20 protein-coding genes and 1 tRNA gene are annotated in these 17,050 nt (G+C 72.8%); 13 read left to right on the plus strand and 8 right to left on the minus strand.

What is annotated here, in order from left to right; all coding sequences use genetic code 11:
* The first annotated feature begins 92 nt into the window (after positions 1 to 92).
* From VGO20_RS05655 to VGO20_RS05690, 8 genes are all read left to right on the plus strand, one after another.
* Entirely contained in the window at positions 93 to 875 is a 783-nt protein-coding gene (locus tag VGO20_RS05655; protein WP_327501327.1) for a UDP-2,3-diacylglucosamine diphosphatase, read from the plus strand.
* Positions 872 to 1,885: a glycosyltransferase family 4 protein gene (locus tag VGO20_RS05660; protein ID WP_327501328.1), complete on the plus strand. Its 1,014-nt coding sequence runs from the start codon at positions 872 to 874 to the stop codon at positions 1,883 to 1,885. Before VGO20_RS05655 ends, VGO20_RS05660 begins: the two co-directional genes overlap by 4 nt.
* A 93-nt stretch (positions 1,886 to 1,978) precedes the next feature.
* The gene (locus VGO20_RS05665) at positions 1,979 to 3,262 is read left to right on the plus strand and encodes a 3-deoxy-D-manno-octulosonic acid transferase (protein ID WP_327501329.1); all 1,284 of its coding nucleotides are present in this window, start codon (positions 1,979 to 1,981) and stop codon (positions 3,260 to 3,262) included.
* Positions 3,259 to 4,269 carry a tetraacyldisaccharide 4'-kinase gene (gene lpxK / locus VGO20_RS05670; RefSeq protein WP_327501330.1) on the plus strand — a complete coding sequence of 337 codons (1,011 nt, stop codon included), beginning with the start codon at positions 3,259 to 3,261 and terminating at the stop codon, positions 4,267 to 4,269. The genes VGO20_RS05665 and lpxK overlap by 4 nt, the downstream gene beginning before the upstream one ends.
* Positions 4,259 to 5,164, plus strand: coding sequence for a lysophospholipid acyltransferase family protein (locus VGO20_RS05675; RefSeq protein ID WP_327501332.1), 906 nt, complete (start codon positions 4,259 to 4,261; stop codon positions 5,162 to 5,164). Before lpxK ends, VGO20_RS05675 begins: the two co-directional genes overlap by 11 nt.
* Positions 5,161 to 5,940: an FkbM family methyltransferase gene (locus tag VGO20_RS05680; protein ID WP_327501333.1), complete on the plus strand. Its 780-nt coding sequence runs from the start codon at positions 5,161 to 5,163 to the stop codon at positions 5,938 to 5,940. The genes VGO20_RS05675 and VGO20_RS05680 overlap by 4 nt, the downstream gene beginning before the upstream one ends.
* Positions 5,941 to 5,982: 42 nt before the next feature.
* A tRNA-Leu gene (locus VGO20_RS05685) sits at positions 5,983 to 6,069 on the plus strand.
* 34 nt (positions 6,070 to 6,103) lie between these two features.
* A complete protein-coding gene (locus VGO20_RS05690; RefSeq protein WP_327501334.1) occupies positions 6,104 to 6,817 on the plus strand; it encodes an RluA family pseudouridine synthase in 714 nt (237 codons plus the stop codon).
* A gap of 24 nt (positions 6,818 to 6,841) precedes the next feature.
* Here the strand turns inward: VGO20_RS05690 and xseA are convergent, their stop codons facing one another.
* Complete coding sequence (gene xseA, locus VGO20_RS05695) at positions 6,842 to 8,500, minus strand: exodeoxyribonuclease VII large subunit (RefSeq protein ID WP_327501335.1); 1,659 nt, start codon at positions 8,498 to 8,500, stop codon at positions 6,842 to 6,844.
* Between the two features lie 60 nt (positions 8,501 to 8,560).
* Here xseA and purD point away from each other — a divergent pair, with 60 nt between their 5' ends.
* Positions 8,561 to 9,847 carry a phosphoribosylamine--glycine ligase gene (gene purD, locus VGO20_RS05700; protein WP_327501336.1) on the plus strand — a complete coding sequence of 429 codons (1,287 nt, stop codon included), beginning with the start codon at positions 8,561 to 8,563 and terminating at the stop codon, positions 9,845 to 9,847.
* Positions 9,848 to 9,896: 49 nt separating this feature from the next.
* On the opposite strand, the gene VGO20_RS05705 is transcribed toward purD, so the two are convergent.
* From VGO20_RS05705 to VGO20_RS05730, 6 genes are all read right to left on the minus strand, one after another.
* Positions 9,897 to 10,406 carry a hypothetical protein gene (locus VGO20_RS05705; protein WP_327501337.1) on the minus strand — a complete coding sequence of 170 codons (510 nt, stop codon included), beginning with the start codon at positions 10,404 to 10,406 and terminating at the stop codon, positions 9,897 to 9,899.
* A gap of 64 nt (positions 10,407 to 10,470) precedes the next feature.
* Complete coding sequence (locus tag VGO20_RS05710) at positions 10,471 to 10,815, minus strand: AzlD domain-containing protein (RefSeq protein ID WP_327501338.1); 345 nt, start codon at positions 10,813 to 10,815, stop codon at positions 10,471 to 10,473.
* Positions 10,802 to 11,557: an AzlC family ABC transporter permease gene (locus tag VGO20_RS05715; protein ID WP_327501339.1), complete on the minus strand. Its 756-nt coding sequence runs from the start codon at positions 11,555 to 11,557 to the stop codon at positions 10,802 to 10,804. Before VGO20_RS05715 ends, VGO20_RS05710 begins: the two co-directional genes overlap by 14 nt.
* Positions 11,558 to 11,700: 143 nt before the next feature.
* The gene (locus VGO20_RS05720) at positions 11,701 to 12,231 is read right to left on the minus strand and encodes a hypothetical protein (protein WP_327501340.1); all 531 of its coding nucleotides are present in this window, start codon (positions 12,229 to 12,231) and stop codon (positions 11,701 to 11,703) included.
* Between the two features lie 71 nt (positions 12,232 to 12,302).
* Complete coding sequence (locus VGO20_RS05725) at positions 12,303 to 12,764, minus strand: nucleoside deaminase (RefSeq protein WP_414639778.1); 462 nt, start codon at positions 12,762 to 12,764, stop codon at positions 12,303 to 12,305.
* A 78-nt stretch (positions 12,765 to 12,842) separates the two neighbouring features.
* Complete coding sequence (locus VGO20_RS05730) at positions 12,843 to 13,544, minus strand: hypothetical protein (RefSeq protein WP_327501341.1); 702 nt, start codon at positions 13,542 to 13,544, stop codon at positions 12,843 to 12,845.
* Positions 13,545 to 13,689: 145 nt separating this feature from the next.
* Between VGO20_RS05730 and VGO20_RS05735 the strand changes: the two genes are divergently transcribed.
* The 4 genes from VGO20_RS05735 to VGO20_RS05750 all read left to right on the plus strand — a co-directional run bounded on the left by VGO20_RS05735 (position 13,690) and on the right by VGO20_RS05750 (position 16,196).
* Positions 13,690 to 15,141, plus strand: a complete 1,452-nt coding sequence (locus VGO20_RS05735; protein WP_327501342.1) for a pseudouridine synthase — start codon at positions 13,690 to 13,692, stop codon at positions 15,139 to 15,141.
* Entirely contained in the window at positions 15,122 to 15,703 is a 582-nt protein-coding gene (gene rsmD, locus VGO20_RS05740) for a 16S rRNA (guanine(966)-N(2))-methyltransferase RsmD (RefSeq protein WP_327501343.1), read from the plus strand. Before VGO20_RS05735 ends, rsmD begins: the two co-directional genes overlap by 20 nt.
* A gap of 111 nt (positions 15,704 to 15,814) precedes the next feature.
* Positions 15,815 to 15,991 (plus strand): BrnT family toxin, encoded by a 177-nt coding sequence (locus VGO20_RS05745; protein ID WP_327501344.1) that lies wholly within the window; start codon positions 15,815 to 15,817, stop codon positions 15,989 to 15,991.
* Positions 15,951 to 16,196 (plus strand): BrnA antitoxin family protein, encoded by a 246-nt coding sequence (locus tag VGO20_RS05750; protein WP_327501345.1) that lies wholly within the window; start codon positions 15,951 to 15,953, stop codon positions 16,194 to 16,196. The genes VGO20_RS05745 and VGO20_RS05750 overlap by 41 nt, the downstream gene beginning before the upstream one ends.
* Positions 16,197 to 16,314: 118 nt before the next feature.
* Here the strand turns inward: VGO20_RS05750 and VGO20_RS05755 are convergent.
* A partial coding sequence (locus VGO20_RS05755; RefSeq protein WP_327501346.1) for a helix-turn-helix transcriptional regulator occupies positions 16,315 to 17,050 on the minus strand: 736 nt, incomplete at its 5' end.

Consider the following 17,050-nt stretch of genomic DNA (forward strand, 5'->3'; position numbering starts at 1 on the left):
GTGAAGCTCAAGCTGTATACTACAAGTATTGATCGTGCGCGACATCTCGATGTATAGGCCATCCAGTTCTCCATTCCATGACGGGAACGCCGATGCAGCCCGCCGAGACCACTTATCGCTACCGCACGATCTGGATCTCCGACGTCCATCTCGGGACGCGGGGTTGCAAGGCGGACATGCTGCTGGATTTCCTGCGCCGGACCGAGTCCGAGTACCTCTATCTCGTCGGCGACATCGTCGATGGATGGCGCCTGAAGCGGAGCTGGTACTGGCCGCAGGCCCACAACGACGTCGTCCAGAAGCTGCTGCGCAAGGTGCGCAAGGGCACGAAGGTGTTCTACATCCCCGGTAACCACGACGAGGCGCTGCGCCAGTTCATCGGCCTGCAGTTCGGCGGCGCGACGGTGGTCGACGAGGCGGTCCACGTCACCGCCGACGGGCGGCGCTTCCTGGTGATCCACGGCGACAGCTTCGACGCCGTCGTCAAATACGCGAAATGGCTCGCCCATCTCGGCGACACGGCCTACACGGTGCTGCTCGTCCTCAACACATGGCTGAACCAGGCGCGGCGCCGCCTCGGCTTCACCTACTGGTCGCTCAGCGCCTACCTGAAGCACAAGGTCAAGAACGCCGTCGAATACATCGGCAACTACGAGACGGCCCTGGTCGAGGAGGCGCGGCGCCGCGACGTCGACGGCGTGATCTGCGGCCATATCCACAGCGCCGGCATGCGCGACATGCAGGGCGTCCTCTACTGCAACGACGGGGACTGGGTCGAGTCCTGCACGGCCCTGGTCGAGCACGAGACCGGGGAGCTGGAGATCCTGGACTGGGCCGAGCCCCGACACGCGCTGCCGGTCAGGGCCGCCGCGTGAGGATCCTGATCGTCTCGGACGCTTGGCACCCGCAGGTGAACGGCGTCGTGCGCACGCTGACCACGGTTCGGGCCGAACTGGAGGCGCTGGGCAACACGGTCGAGGTCGTGGGGCCCGAACGGTTCCGCACCATGCCGATGCCGACCTACCCGGAGATCCGGCTGGCGCTGCGCCCGGGGCCGCGGCTCTCGGGCATGATCGAGGACTTCGCGCCGGACGCGATCCATGTCTCGACCGAGGGCCCGCTCGGCTTCGCGGCGCGGCGCTACTGCCTGAAGCGGGGCCTGCCCTTCACGACCGCCTACCACACGCGGTTCCCGGAATACGTCCGCGACCGGATGCCCGTGCCGCTGGCGGTCGGCTACGCGGTCGTGCGCCGCTTCCATGCCCCGTCGGCCGCGGTGATGGTCGCCACACGCAGCATCGAGGACGACCTCCGCCGGCGCGGCTTCGCCAATATCAGGCGCTGGAGCCGCGGCGTCGACACGGGGCTGTTCCGCCCGCGCCAAAAGGACTTCCTCGACGCGGCGCGCCCGATCAGCCTGTATGTGGGCAGGGTGGCGGTGGAGAAGAACATCGAGGACTTCCTCCGCCTCGACCTGCCGGGCACCAAGCTCGTCGTCGGCGACGGGCCGCAGCTCGCCGAGCTGCGCCGCCGCCATCCCGACGTGCGTTTCGTGGGCGCCAAGCATGGCGAGGACCTGGCCCGCCACTACGCCGCGGCCGACGTCTTCGTCTTCCCGTCGCGCACCGACACCTTCGGCCTCGTCCTGCTGGAGGCGATGGCCTCGGGCCTGCCGGTCGCGGCCTATCCGGTTCCGGGCCCGCTCGACGTGGTCGGCGGCTCCGAAGCGGGCTGCCTGGACGAGGACCTGGGACGGGCGGTGAAGGCGGCGTTGCGCATCGCGCCGGAGCGCTGCCGCGAGCACGCGCTGCGCTTCTCCTGGCGCGCATCGGCCGAGCAGTTCCTCGATAACCTGCGCCCGATCGAGGACGGAAGAATCCCTTAGCCCTGCCGGAAGCACGTGATAATGTGCCGCGCCTCGGTCCGGGCGCGCCTTCTGGGCGCTGCCGGACGATGCCGGAACCATTCGACCTTCACGATGCTGCAGACGATCTATCGTGGGCTGACGGAACTCGGCGGGCCCGCGATCCGGCTTCTCGTGGCCCGGCGCCGGGCTGCCGGCAAGGAAGATCCGCTGCGCCAGCACGAGCGCTTCGGCGTCGCCTCGCGCCCGCGCCCGGCCGGCCCGCTGGTGTGGTGCCATGCCGCGAGCGTGGGCGAGTCGCTGTCGCTGCTGGCGCTGGTGCGCCGCCTGCTCGACGCGCGGCCCGAGCTGTCGGTGCTGGTCACGACCGGCACCGTCACCTCGGCGCGGCTGATGGGCGAGCGCCTGCCGGAACGGGCATTCCACCACTACGCCCCCATCGACCGCATGCCCTGGGTGCGGCGCTTCCTCGACCACTGGCGGCCCGACCTCGCGGTATGGACCGAGTCCGAGTTCTGGCCCAACGTGCTGTCGGAACTGCGCCGCCGCAAGGTCCCCGCCGCCCTGATCAACGCCCGCATGTCCAGCCGGAGCTTCCGGAACTGGCAGCGCGCGCCGGGCCTGATCGGCCCTCTGCTGGCGGGCTTCCGCCTGTGCCTCGCCCAGACCGAAACCGAGGCGGACCGCCTGCGCCGGCTCGGCGCCGCGGCGGCGTCGTGCATCGGCAACCTGAAATATTCCGCCGACCCGCTGCCCGCCGACCCGCAGGCCGCCGACGCGCTCCGGCGGGCGATCGGCGGCCGGCCGGCCTGGCTGCTCGCCAGCAGCCACCCCGGCGAGGAGGCCATCGCCGCCCGCGTCCATGCGGAGCTGTCGGGCCGCGTCCCCGGCCTGCTGACCATCGCGGCCCCCCGCCATCCCCATCGCGGCGCGGAGGTCGCGGACGCGTTCGCCGCTCTCGGCCTCAGGGCGACGCTCCGCTCGGCCGGCGCGCTGCCGCAGCCAGGCGACGACGTCTACGTCGCCGACACGATGGGTGAGCTCGGCCTGTTCTACCGGCTCAGCCCGGTGGTGTGCGTCGGCGGTTCGCTGGTCCCCTTCGGAGGCCACAACCCCGTGGAGCCGGCGCAACTCGGCGCGGCCCTCGTCTACGGGCCGCACATGACGAACTTCGCCGAGATCACGGCCGAGCTCGAAGCGGCGGGGGGAGCGCTGGCCGTCCCCGACGCCGGCGCGCTGACCGCGGCACTCGCCCGGCTGCTCGCCGACGGCGGCGAACGCGATCGGATGGCCGCCGCCGCGGCGGCCGTGGCCGAGCGCAACCGCGCCGTGGTCGAGCGCGTGCTGGGCGCCCTGGAGCCCCTGCTCGCCGAAGCCGGGATCGGTGCACGGCCATGAAGACGCCCGGCTTCTGGTACCGGCCGGCGGGCGCCACGGCCCGGCTGCTCGCCCCGGCCGGATGGCTCTACGGCGCGGCGGGCTGGCTGCGCGGCCGGGTGACGACCCCGGTGCGCGTCGGCATCCCGGTCGCGTGCGTCGGCAACCTGGTCGCCGGCGGCGCTGGCAAGACGCCGGTGGCGCTGGCGCTGGGCGCGGTAATGGCGGGACTGCCGTCGCCGGGCCCGACGGTCCATTTCGTCACCCGCGGCTATGGCGGCCGCCTGCGCGGGCCGCTCGCGGTCGACGCGTCGGTGCACGACGCCGCCGCGGTCGGCGACGAGGCGCTGCTGCTGGCCGAGGCGGCCCCGACCTGGGTGTCGGCCGACCGCGTGGCGGGCGCGCGCGCCGCCGTCGCGGCCGGCGCCTCGGCGATCGTGCTCGACGACGGCTTCCAGAACCCGTGCCTGCACAAGGACGTGTCGCTCGTCGTCGTCGATGGCGGCGCCGGCACGGGCAATGGCTGCCTGGTGCCGGCGGGTCCCCTGCGCGAGCCGGTCGGCCGCGGCCTCGCCCGGGCGGACGCGGTCGTGATCCTGGGCGAGGACCGGATGGGCGTGGAGGCGAAGGTCGCCGGGCGCCGGCCTGTGCTGCATGCGCGACTGGTCCCCGACGCGACGGCCTGCGAACTCGACGGGCGGCGGGTCGTCGCCTTCGCGGGCCTGGCACGGCCGGCGAAGTTCTTCGGGACCCTGGAGGAGCTGGGCGCCGTCATCGTCGAGGCGGTGCCCTTCCCCGACCACCACCCGTTCCAGCCGATCGAGCTGTCCCGCCTCGCCGGGCTGGCCGAACGGCACGGGGCCGAGCTCGTCACGACCGCGAAAGACGCGGTGCGCCTGCCGCCGGAGCTGCGCGCGCTCGTGCGCACGGTGCGGGTCGCCGTCGCTTGGCGCGACCCCGGCGCGCTGGAACGCGTGCTCGCGCCCCTGGTCCGGAAGGCGAAGAGCACGGCCGGCCATGGCGCGTAGGAGCCCGGCCGAGCGCCGGCGCCAGCGCTGGCTCGACTACCCCCTCCAGGGCGCGGCGCTGTGGGCGCTGCTTGCGCTGTTCGGCATGCTGCCGGTCGACCGGGCCTCGGCGCTGGGCGGCCGCATCGCGCGGCTGATCGGCCCGCGCCTGGGCGCGTCGCGCAAGGCGCTGCGCAACGTCGAGCGGGCGATGCCGGAGACCACCGGGGAAGAGCGCCGGCGCATCGTGGAAGGCATGTGGGACAATCTCGGCCGCGTCGCGGCGGAGTACCCGCATCTGGCACGGATCTCCGCGTCCGATGAGCGGGTGCAGGTGACCGGCGCCGAGAACCTCGCGCGGGCGACGCAGGGCCGTCCGGCGATCCTGTTCTCGGCCCATCTCGCGAACTGGGAGCTGCTGGCGCCGACCGCCGAGCGGATGGGCGTGCCGCTGACGCTGGTCTATCGCCGGCCGAACAATCCCTTCGCGGCCCGCCTGATCGACCGGCTGCGCGGCGGCAGCCCGGACAGGCTGGTGCCGAAGGGGCGGCGGGGAGCCAAGGCCCTGGTCGATGCGCTGCGCCGGGGCGGCAGCATCGCGCTGCTCGTGGACCAGAAGCTCAACGACGGGGTGGCGGTGCCGTTCTTCGGCCGCGAGGCCATGACCGCGCCGGCGCCGGTCCAGTTCGCGCTGCGCTTCGGCGCCGCCCTCGTCCCGGTCCGCATGGAGCGCCTCGAGGGCGCCCGGTTCCGGATCGATGTCCTGCCGCCGCTGGAGATGCCCGACAGCGGCGACCGGGACCGCGACGTGCTTTGCGCGCTGGCCCGGATCAACGCGCTGCTGGAGGCGTGGATTCGCGAGCGGCCGGACCAATGGCTGTGGCTGCACCGGCGATGGAGCGATCGAAACGAATGAGCACTCTCCCCGACCCGTCCCCCTTCACGCCGTCGGAGCTGTCGATCCGGGGCCGCATCCGGTACTTCCTGCAGATCCTCCGCTACCGCCGCCACCAGCACCACACCCGGCTCGTGCCCGCGCTGCGGCCGTTCCTGCCGCGCGACGGCATCGTCTTCGACGTCGGCTCGCATGCCGGGCAGTTCGCGAAGCTGTTCTCCGCGATGGTGCCGGACGGGCGGGTCCACGCGTTCGAGCCCGGAAGCTACGCCCGTTCGATCCTGTCCCGGGTGCTGCGCGCCAACTATCCCAACGTCACCGTCCATCCCTTCGGGCTGGGCGAGCGGGACGAGAGCCTCGTGCTGTCCATGCCGATCAAGCAGGGCGGCAGCTACGGCTTCGGCCTCAGCCACCTGGGCGCCGCCGCGGCGGCCGGCGGCCAGCGCCGCGAGACGGTGGAGATCCGCACGCTCGACCGCGTCGCGGCGCAAACGGGCATCGACCGGCTCGATTTCCTGAAGGCGGACATCGAGGGGTGGGAGCTGCGCATGCTGCATGGCGGGCGTGCCGGGATCGACCGCTTCCGGCCGGCCATCCTTCTGGAGGTGGCGCCCGCGTCCCTCGCCAGGGCCGGCGACACCGTCGACGGGCTGTGGGCGTTCATGACCGAGCGCCGCTACGTCCCGTTCTTCCTGTCGCAGGACGGCAGGACGTCGCGCGACGGCAGCATCGAAACCTCGGACGTGCTGTGGGTGCCGCGGGAGAAGACGGCGCTCGTCGCCGAAAATCCCATTTGACAATACCGGCCCCGGGACGCTATCAAGCGGCCCGGCCGATGGGCCCAGGTGGCGGAATTGGTAGACGCGCAGGTTTCAGGTACCTGTGGCAGAAATGTCGTGGAAGTTCGAGTCTTCTCCTGGGCACCACATCCTACCGGACGATTGACGTGAAGGCTGGCGAATGCCGGCCTTTTTCGTTTTCCACGCCGCGGGCGGGACCATGACCCCGGACGAGCTGCGCGCCCGCATCCTGCACCGCGATCCCAACATCCTCGTGCTCGACAAGCCGGCGGGACTGCCCGTCCATGCCGGCCCGGCCGGGCGGCGGAGCCTGGAGGACCTGCTGGGCGCGCTCACCTTCGGCAACCGCGAGCCGCCGCGCCTCGCCCACCGCCTCGACACGGACACCAGCGGCTGCCTCGTGCTGGCGCGCCACCCGAAGGCGCTGAGCCGGCTCGGCCGGCTGTTCGCGACGGGATCGGTCGAGAAGACGTACTGGGCCGTGGTCGAAGGGGAGCCGCCGGCCGAAGAGGGCACGACCGACCTGCCGCTGTCCAAGCGCAGCGACCGGACGGGCTGGCGCATGGTGCCCGACCGCGCCGGCAAGCCGGCCGTCACGCAGTGGCGCGTGCTCGGCCGGGCGGACGGCCTGTCCTGGCTGGAGCTGCACCCGCGCACGGGCCGGACCCACCAGATCCGGGTCCACTGCGCCGCGAGCGGCTTCCCGATCCTGGGCGATCCCGTCTACGGCCGGCCCGGAGACGCGATGCTGCACCTGCAGGCGCGCGCCGTCCGCATCCCGGCCCTGTCCCCGTCGAGGCCGGAGGTGGCCGTCACCGCCCCGCCCCCGCCGCACATGGCCGCCCGCCTGCGGGCCTGCGGCTGGGCCGGCTGAAACCTCACCTTCCCGACCACGCGCCTAGAACAGGTCGCCCTGCACCGGAGCCAGCGGCTTACTATGCTGGCGGCGCGAGGCGGGCCGCTCCGGTATCGGCTGCGCTACTGGTTTCGGGGCCGGTTGCGGGACCGGTGGTTGCGGGACCGGTGGTCGCAGAACCGGCGGCTCGGCGCCGGCTTCGCCGAGGACGGCGCCGACCTTGCCGTCGTGGAAGGCGATCGTCACCGCGCGGCCGGCCACCGCATCCTTCGCGGAGGTCAGGGGCCGGTTCTCGTCGCCGGTCACCAGCGCGAACCCGCGTTCGAGCACGCGCTGGAACGAGTAGCTCTCCATCAGGTTCGCGGCCGCGTCGAGGCGCTGGCGGGCGAAGGAGAGGCCGTTCAGATGCGCGCGGCCGAGCCGCAGGCCGAGATCGGCGAGCCGGCGCCCCCCCTCCTCCGCCTGCCGGCGCACGGGGACCGGCGTCAGGCGGCCCGAGACCCGGTCGAGGCGGCCGCGCTCGCGCGTCGTCACCTGGCGCAGCGCCATGCCCAGGGCCCTGCCCTCCGCCTCCAGGCGGGCGCGGCGGTCGGCCAGGATCTCGCGCGGGTGCCGGAGCTGGTGCGACAGTTCGCGGACCCGCTGGGAACGCCGCTCGACCGCCGCCGCGACGGCCAGGTCCAGCCGCTCGGCCCGGTCGTCCAGCCGCTGGGCGCAGCCCTCCAGCAGCGAGCGCGGGTCGCCGAGGCCGCGGGCGAGCCCGTCGACGCGGGTCCGCCGCTCCTCCACCAGCCGGGTCATGCAGCCGTACAGGCGGCGGCCGTCGTCCAGCACCTGGGCCAGCAGCTCGGAGCGCACCGGCACCGCCATCTCGGCCGCCGCGGTCGGCGTCGGCGCCCGGCGGTCGGAGGCGAAGTCGATCAAGGTGGTGTCGGTCTCGTGGCCGACCGCGGAGATCAGCGGGATCAGGCTCGCCGCCGCGGCCCGGACCACGACCTCCTCGTTGAAGGCCATCAGGTCCTCGAGGCTGCCGCCGCCGCGGGCCACGATCAGCAGGTCGGGGCGGGGGATCGGGCCGTCGGGGTCCAGGCCGTTGAAGCCGTCGATCGCGGCGGCGACCTGGGCCGCGGCCGCCTCGCCCTGGACTGCGACCGGCCACAGCAGGACGTGGCGGGGGAAGCGGTCGTCGAGCCGGTGCAGGATGTCGCGGATCACCGCCCCCGTCGGCGAGGTGATGACGCCGACGACCCGCGGCAGGAAGGGCAGAGGCTTCTTGCGCTCGGGCGCGAACAGCCCCTCGGCGGCGAGGCGGCGCTTGCGCTCCTCCAGCATCTTCAGCAGCGCGCCCTCGCCCGCCAGCTCCATCGTCTCGATCACGAGCTGGTACTGGGAGCGGCCGGGATAGGTGGTCAGCCGGCCGGTGCAGATCACCTCCAGCCCTTCCTCGGGCCGAATCGACAGGCGCGCGGCGGTCCCCTTCCAGCACACGGCCTCGATCACCGCCGTCTCGTCCTTGAGGCGGAGATAGACGTGGCCGGAGCCGTGGCGCTTGGGCTGCGATATCTCCCCGCGGACCCGGACGTAGCCGAACTCCTCCTCGATCGTGCGCTTGAGCTTGCGGCTCAGCTCGCCGACCGTGACTTCGGGCAGGTTGGTTCCGGTGCGCGGCGACGGCGCGGTCGAGGCGGTGTCTTGTGTCATGGTGCGGTCATGATACAACCCCTCCTCGGGTCAGCAAGTCGTGAAGCCAAGGATGTCGAGATGAAGGTACTCGTGATCGGGTCCGGTGGCCGGGAACACGCGCTGTGCTGGGCGATCGCGGCATCCCCGCTGTGCACCAAGCTCTACTGCGCGCCCGGCAACGCCGGCATCGCGAAGGAAGCGGAATGCGTGCCGGTCGAGGCGGACGACGTCGAGGGCATCGTCCGCCTCGCGCGCGAGCGCGCGGTCGACTTCGTCGTCGTCGGCCCGGAGAAGCCGCTGGTGCTCGGCCTCGTCGACCGGCTGGAGGAGGCCGGGATCAAGGCGTTCGGGCCGAGTGCTGCGGCGGCCGCGCTGGAGGGCTCCAAGGGGTTCATGAAGGATCTCTGCGCGCGCCACGGCGTCCCGACCGCCGCCTATGGCCGATTCGCCGACCGCGACTCCGCGCGGGCCTTCGTCGCCGCCCACGGCGTGCCGATCGTGATCAAGGCGGACGGGCTCGCGGCCGGCAAGGGCGTCGTGATCGCCCACACCCTCGACGAGGCCCATGCCGCGATCGACGACGCCATGGTCGCGCGGGCCTTCGGCGACGCCGGAAGCGAGCTCGTGATCGAGGAGTTCCTGACCGGCGAGGAGGCGAGTTTCTTCGCGCTCGTCGACGGCGCGCACGCGCTGCCGCTCGTCTCGTGCCAGGACCACAAGGCCGTCGGCGAGGGCGACACCGGCCCCAACACCGGCGGGATGGGCGCCTACTCGCCGCCCCCGGTGATGACACCGGCGCTGGAAGCCCGCGTGATGCGCGAGATCGTCGAGCCGGTGGTGCGCGGGATGGCGGCCGAGGGCCGGCCGTTCAAGGGCGTGCTGTTCGCGGGCCTGATGATCGTCGCCGGCCCCTCCGGGCCGGAGCCGAAGCTGATCGAGTTCAACGCCCGGTTCGGCGACCCGGAATGCCAGGTGCTGATGATGCGGATGATGTCGGACGTGCTGCCGGCGCTGGTGGCGGCGCGCGACGGCCAGCTCGCCAATTTCCAGCTCCGCTGGTACGACGAGACGGCGCTGTGCGTCGTGATGGCGTCCAAGGGCTATCCCGGCACCTATGCCAAGGGCACGGAGATCCAGGGCGTGGACGACGCCGCGGCGGTGCCCGACGTCACCGTGTTCCACGCGGGAACGACGCGCTCGGCGGACGGCCGCCTGCTCGCGGCCGGCGGGCGCGTGCTGGGCGTGACCGCGATCGCGCCGACCGTGCGCGAGGCGCAGACCCTCGCCTACGAGGCGGTCGACCGCATCGTCTGGCCGGACGGCTTCTGCCGCCGGGATATCGGCTGGCGCGCCCTGGCGCGCTGAAGGCCGGGTCGCGCCCTGGCGCGCTGAGGGCCGGCGCGCTAAATCCGGTTCACTGCTCGGCGAGGCCGGTGTCGCCGAGGACGTCCCGCGCTTCGGCCAAGCGCTCCCTGCAGGTGTCGGCGTCGCCGGCCTCGTCGGCGGTGCGCGCCGCCATCAGCAGGCTCTCTGCGCGCAGCCGGTCGGCCGCCTGCTGCATCTCCCGTCCCTGAGCGGCGGACGGCGGCGCGCCGGTGGGCGACGGGGGTTCCGCCTGGACGTCGGGGGTGGTCGGCATCGGGAAGCGGTCGGGATCCGGCGGCTCTATCACCGCCTCGTCGGCGGCGCCGCCCATGTCGGGCGGCGTCAGCACGCCGCCGGTCTGCGCGAGGCGGTCGGACAGCGTCGCGCCGCCCACGGCGGGGGCTTCGCCCTCCCCGACGGGGGTCTCGCCGGCCGCCGGGTCCGCGCGCAGGTCGTGCTCGACGGCCAGACGCTCGGCGGCATCGCCGCACGGCCCCGCGAGGGAGACCGCGGGCACGAGGGCGATGGTGGTGGCCAGGACGGCAAGGGCCTTGATCATCGTTCCTCCGCACATGCCGGAACAACATCAACAAGGCCTTCGGGGTCCGGGTTCCCGGCCGGCCTCAACCCAGGCCGAGGGCCCGCCCGCCCGCGATCACCGCGACCCCGGCCGCCATCGCCGCGAAGGGGTTGCCGCTCGCCCGCATCGCGAGGACCGCGGCAAGGGCGGCGGGCAGGCCGATCCAGCCGGCCGCGACCACCGCGGGAGCCACGATGGCCAGCAGGACGGTGCCCGAAAGGCTCTTCAGCGCCCGCGCCCACGGCCCGCGGGACGGAAGGTATTCCGACAGCAGGAGACCGGAGCTGCGCAGGGCGTAGGTCACGACCGCCATGCCGAGGATGGTGGCGAGCGCCGCGGCCTCGACCGTCCACAATCCCTCAGGCGTCCACCCCTCAGGCGTCCACATCGTCCGCCTCCTTCCCGAAGGCGGCGACCAGCGCGCCGGCAAGCGCCCCGGCCAGGATGTACCACTTGCCGGGGACCAGGTGCCAGGTGGCGACGGCCACGGCCACCGTCACGATCCATGGCAGCAGGTCGCGCGAGGTGCTGCGCCAGAATCCCATCAGCAGGGAGATGAAGACGGCCGTGATGGCGAAGTCGAGCCCCAGGACCTCGGGTTCGGGCAGCCGGTTCCCGAAGACCAGCCCGACCGCCCCTCCGGCCAGCCAGAAGACCAGGATCGCCAGCCCGCCGCCGAGCAGGAACCCCGGCGTCCCGTAGCCCTTCTTCCGGGCGTCCATCGTGATCGCCCAGTTCTCGTCGGTGACGAGATGGATGCCGCCCAGCTTCTGGCCCAGGCCGCATCCCCGGAACACCGGGCGCAGCGACGCGCCGATCAGGAGGTAGCGCAGATTGACGACCGCGGTCGTCGCGACGATCGCCCCGATGGGGACCGGGTCGGCCCACATGTCGACGACGATCAGCTGCGCGGCCCCGGCGATCACCAGCGTGCTCATGATCGACAGCTCCGCGAGCGAGATCCCCTTCGTCGCGGCGATCGCCCCCATCACGATGCCGTAGGCGGCGACCACCAGGGCCACCACCACGTTGGCGCGGAACCCCGCGGCGATGCTGGCCAGCGCATAGGGGCGGACGGCGGGCGGGCCGCCCGTCTCCCCGGTTCCCTCGGCCGTATCCTCAACCATCATCCCCCCTGGCACTCTACGAGCGGACGGTCCCGACATATTGTTTCGGGAAACCGTATCATAGTTCGCCAGCGGGTCCATTTTATTCCAGCAAGGCGGGCGGACGCCCGAGGGTCGTCGGCCGCCGGCCCGCGCCTGCCGCCGTTTCAGAATTCCGGCAGCGCTTCGGGGCTGTGGGCCAGCAGCTCGACAAGGCGTTCCAGGATCCGCTCGATCCCGGTGCGGGTGGCGTCCAGCGCGTCGGCCATGCGGTCGTCGATGCCGGCCTCGAACAGCATCTCGTCGAAGGTGCCCAGCACCTCGGTGAAGTTCTTCTGCTCGGCGACCAGCACGTCATGGGCGCCGATCGCCTGGGTGATCGCGACCGGCGGGTTCTCGAGGAAGGCGAGGCTGATGGTGGTGAAGGCGGCCAGGGCGCGCAGCTTCACCCGCACGACCCATTGGCCGAAGTCCTTCGGCGCTTCCGCGGCGACGCGGGGCACGCGCTCCTGGACCGAGAAGGTCAGGCCGACGATCTCGATATAGGTCGCGCGGACCTCCTTGTAGCGGGGAAAGGTCTCGGGCGGGGGGCCGCCGGCGCGCCGCTCCAGCGCCGCGACGTCGGCCGCGAGCTTGCGCGCCATCTCGAAGACGGTCCGCCCTTCCTTCGAAAGCCGGCGGTCCGGCCCCTCCGCCATCTGTCCCTCCCCCGTCGCGCCTCGCGCCGCCGGTAGAGGATAAACGCCCCGGCCGACGGGATAAAGCCGGTTCAGTCCGCCCGCAGCGCCGCGAAGAAGCCGCGCAGCAGCGCCGCCGCCCGCGTCTCTCCGATGCCGCCATAGACGTCGGGCGCGTGGTGGCAGGTGGCGCGCGCGAAGACCCTGGCTCCGTGCTCGACCCCGCCGCCCTTCGGGTCGTAGGCCCCGAAATAGAGCCGGCGCAGCCGCGCGAAGCCGATCGCGGCGGCACACATCGCGCAGGGCTCCAGCGTCACGTAGAGGTCGCAGCCCGGCAGCCTCGGCCCGCCCAGCGCGGCGCAGGCCTGCCTGATCGCCAGGATCTCGGCATGCGCGGTCGGATCGGACAGCTCCTCCGTGCGGTTGCCCGCCCGGCCGAGGACGCGGCCCCCGGGGCCGACCACGACCGCCCCGACCGGCACCTCGCCGCGCGCGGCCGCCTGTTCGGCCTCGGCGAAGGCGATGTCCATCGGGTCGGGGGGAAGGCCGCTCATGGCGCGAACGATGCCAGCCCGGCTCGAGGCCGCGCAAATGGAATCGGGGGAGCCGCCCCTGCTCGCGGGCGCCGACGCCTACCCGGCCCTGGAGAGCGTGCCCGCGGCGACGGGCAGCGGCTGGTCGCGCAGCAGAGCCTTCATGCTCGCGGCGCGCGGTGCCGCGGCCGCCAGCGGGCCGGCCAGCGGACCGGCCAGCGGACCGGATGGCACCGCGGCGTCGAAACGTGCGGGAATGTCATGTTTCGTCACGGTCCCGGCCTTCGTCTTCGGCCCGGTCCCGGCGCGCATCTCGCGGCGCAGGTCCTCGCGCAGTTCCTGGCGCAGTCCGGCCAGGTCCTTGCGCAGCTCCTCCATCAGTTCCGCCCGGACCTCGCCGCGCATTTCCTCGCGCAGCTCGTCCCGGACCTCCTCGCGCAGGTCCTCGCGCAGGCGCTCGCGCTCGGCCCGGGTCACGGTGCGGACGGCGCCGACATCCTTCTCGAAGCGCCACCGGTGGGCCAGCAGGCGGGCGGCGGCGGGGACCTGCCCCTGCTCGACCAGCTTGCCGTACAGCTCGTCGTGCTGCCGGCGCATCTGCTCGACGAGATCCTCGTGCCGGTCCTCCTCCTCGGCGGACAGCGCGACGAGGCGGGCCCGCACGTCCGCGCGCGCCCACGGCGCCGAGCCGGGCGCGCAGCCGGATCGCCGCGCGGCTTCGGCCAGGGACTCGCCACGTGCCGCGATGCGGCAGAACAGCTCGATGCTCGGCGCCAGCGACTGGTGGGCGGTAGCGGCCATGGGGTGTCCTCCTCGTTCCGGTAGAAAGAACAATATGAGAACAAACCGGACTTGCCGTCAAGAGGCGGGACTTGCCGCCGGTAGCGGGCCGGGCCGCCGATCGGCGGCATTGCAGGCGGCCGGCTTCCCGCCTAATGTCCGCCCCATGCCCGAACGCACCAAATCGAACCCGCCCCTTCCGGCCGACGAGCCTCGCGGCGAACGCATCGCCAAGCGCCTCGCGCGGGCCGGCCTGTGCTCCCGCCGCGACGCGGAGGAGCTGGTCAGGGAAGGCCGGGTCGCCGTCAACGGGACGGTGCTGAAGACGCCGGCCGTCACCGTCACGGCGACGGACGTCGTCATGGTCGACGGACGCCCCCTCCCCGAGCCCGAGGGCGCGCGGCTGTGGCGCTACCACAAGCCGGCCGGCCTGGTCACGACGGCGCGCGACGAGAAGGGGCGGCCGACCGTCTTCGAGAAGCTGCCCGAGGACATGCCGCGTGTCGTTTCGGTCGGGCGCCTGGACCTCACGACCGAGGGGCTGCTGCTGCTGACCAACGACGGCGAGCTGGCCCGCCACCTGGAGCTGCCGGCGACCGGCTGGACCCGGCGCTACCGCGTACGGGTCCATGGCGAGGTCGACGAGAAGGCGCTGGCGCGCCTCGCCTCCGGGATCACGATCGAAGGGGTCCAGTACGGGCCCGTCGAGGCGGTGCTGGACCGCAAGCAGGGCAGCAACGCCTGGCTGTCGGTCAGCCTGAAGGAAGGCAAGAACCGCGAGATCCGCAAGCTGATGGAGAGCCTCGGCCTGGGGGTGACGCGCCTGATCCGGCTCGCCTACGGGCCGTTCCAGCTCGGCAAGCTCGATCGCGGGGCGGTCGAGGAAGTGCCGCGGCGCGTGCTGAAGGACCAGCTCTCCAAGTACTTCGCCGAGACCGGCACCGAGCCGGCCGCCCCCTCGGGAGAACGGCCGGCACCGCGGCTCAGGCTGCGCAAGCCCGCCCCCGCGGCGAGCCCGGCCGCATCGGAAGGCGCCGAGCGGGCGCCCCGGCGGATACCGGCCCTGGAACCCGCGCCGGCGGAGAGGAAGTTCGCCCGGCCGGGCCGGCGGCAGGCCGAGGCCGAGGCGACTGAAAGGGCACCGGCCCGTCCCGGCCGGCGGCACGCCGAGGCCGCGCCGGGAGAAAGGGCGTCGGCCCGTCCGGGTCGGCAGCGCGCCGAGGCCGCGCCGGGGGAAAGGACACCGGCCCGTCCGGGCCGGCAGCGGGCCGAGGCCGCGCCGGGAGAAAGGACGCCGGCCCGTCCGGGCCGACAGCGCGCCGAAGCCGCGCCGGGAGAAAGGACGCCGGCCCGTCCGGGCCGGCGGCACGCCGAGGCCGCGCCGGAACGCCAGGCGCCGCCCCGCGCGCGCCGGGACGAGCGCGCCGGCCCGCCCGGCCGCAAGCCGGCCGACGGCCCGACCGGCAGGGGCTCCGCGAGCAAGGGTGGTGCGGCGGGCAAGGACCCGGCGGGACCGGGGCGCAGGCCGCGCCGCTCTCCCGAGGACCCCGGGCGCGGACCCGCCGGCGGTGGCGGAGGACGCCCGGGCGGAAACCGGAATGCGAATCGTCGGCGGTAGGCATCGCGGACGGCGGCTGGAAGCGCCGAGCGGACGGGACACCCGGCCGACCAGCGACCGCACGCGCGAGGCGCTGTTCAACGTCCTGGCCCATTCCGGCTGGGGCACGGCCGCCGAGGACGGCAACGGCGACCCGATCGCGGAAGCCCGGGTGCTGGATGCGTTCTGCGGCACCGGCGCGCTGGCGCTGGAGGCGCTGTCGCGCGGCGCGGCGGAGGCCGTGCTGATGGACCTGTCCGGCCCGGCGCTGGCCGCGGCCCGGCGCAACGCCGAGGCCCTGGACGAGGACGGGCGCTGCGCCTTCCTGCGCGCCGACGCGAGGCGGCCGCCCGCCGCGGCCGCGGCCGCGACGCTCGCCTTTTTGGACCCCCCTTATGGCAAGGGCCTTGCGGAAGCGGCGCTTCCGGCGCTGGCCGCGCGCGGCTGGCTCGCCTCCGGCGCGGTCGTCGTCGTCGAGACGGCGGCCCAGGACCCGCTGTCCCCGCCCGCGGACTTCGTCCCGCTGGACGATCGCCGATACGGCGACACCCGCGTCGTGTTCCTGGAATACCGGCCGGGCTGAACCGCGTCACGGCGGACCCGGCTCCTGGAGTCCATGGGCTGCGCAGGAGGTGGGATTTATGTAGCCACAAAAATCCGTTGCCCCTGGCATTTGCGTAGATACGTTATTCCTGTGCAGATCGAATTCGCCCCCGACAAGCGCGCGCAAACCCTTGCCCATTGCGCGTTGGACATGGCCGACGCCGGGGTCGTGGTCGTTTGGACCGCGCGCGGCGGCGCTCGACGCATCATCAGCATGAGGAAAGCGAATGAACACGAACAAGCCCTCTACGGACCCGAACTGGACTGATCCCGACGACGCGCCGGACCTGTCCACTGCGGAGTGGCAGGCGAAGTTTGCCAAGGCCAAACGGGGCCGCCCGCCCGTCAACGACCGGCCGAAGGTGGCCACTAATCTGCGCCTGGATGCCGATGTGATCGAACGGCTGCGGCGTGATGGGCCGGGCTGGCAGACACGGGCCAACGATCTCTTGAGACGGTCGCTCGGCCTTTAACGTCAGTCCGCTACGGCGACGAAGCCGGCCGGGTGCGTTCGGGGGTTCGAGGCCGAGATTGTCAGGGAGCGAACACAGCCGGGGCTGCAAACTGCGCGAACTCCGACAAATTCCTCGACTACTTCACTTGCGGGCGGGCATCGGCCTCGTGCTCGAAATAGACGATCAGCCTGAGATGGCGGTGCTCGTCCACAATCAGCATCTCGTGAGCGAAGGCGCGCCGCGTGCCGTTCGGATCGAGGACGGCGCCGACTCCCCTGCTGTAGCTTTCCAGGTCCGGTTGCCCGAACCACCGGCGAAAGTCGGGTGACAGCGTCTTCAACTCGTCGATCAGGGCGAGCATCGCGGGATCATCGGGGGCGGTTGCCAGATCGCAGCGGAATTGCGCGACCAGCTTCGGGGCATCCTCGCGCCAGGCGGGCAGGCGGTTGCGCAACTCGGGATCGGCAAAGACCAGGCGCATGATGTTGCGGTCGGCCTGCTCCCTGCCGCGAAAGCCGAACAGGCTCCCGGCCGGCGCATTCCACGCGATCACGTCCCAGCGCAGGTTGAGCACATAGGCGGGGCGCGTGACGAGATCGTCCAGCAGCCGCTGGATCAGCGGACCGACCGATGGCCACTGATAGGCTTCCGGAGGCGGAGGCCGTCCATGCGCCAGCAGGAAGAGGTGGCTGCACTCGGCATCGTCCAGTTTCAGGGCCTTCGCCACTTTGAGCAGAAAGGATTCGGAGACCCGAATATCCCGCCCCTGCTCGAACCAGGTGTACCAGGTGAGCCCGACGCCCGCGAGCGCGGCCACCTCCTCGCGCCGGAGGCCGGGCGTGCGGCGATGGCCCGTCAGGGGCAGGCCGACA

It is taken from the genome of Arenibaculum sp. (assembly GCF_035998295.1).
Lineage (GTDB): Bacteria > Pseudomonadota > Alphaproteobacteria > Azospirillales > Azospirillaceae > DASYHS01.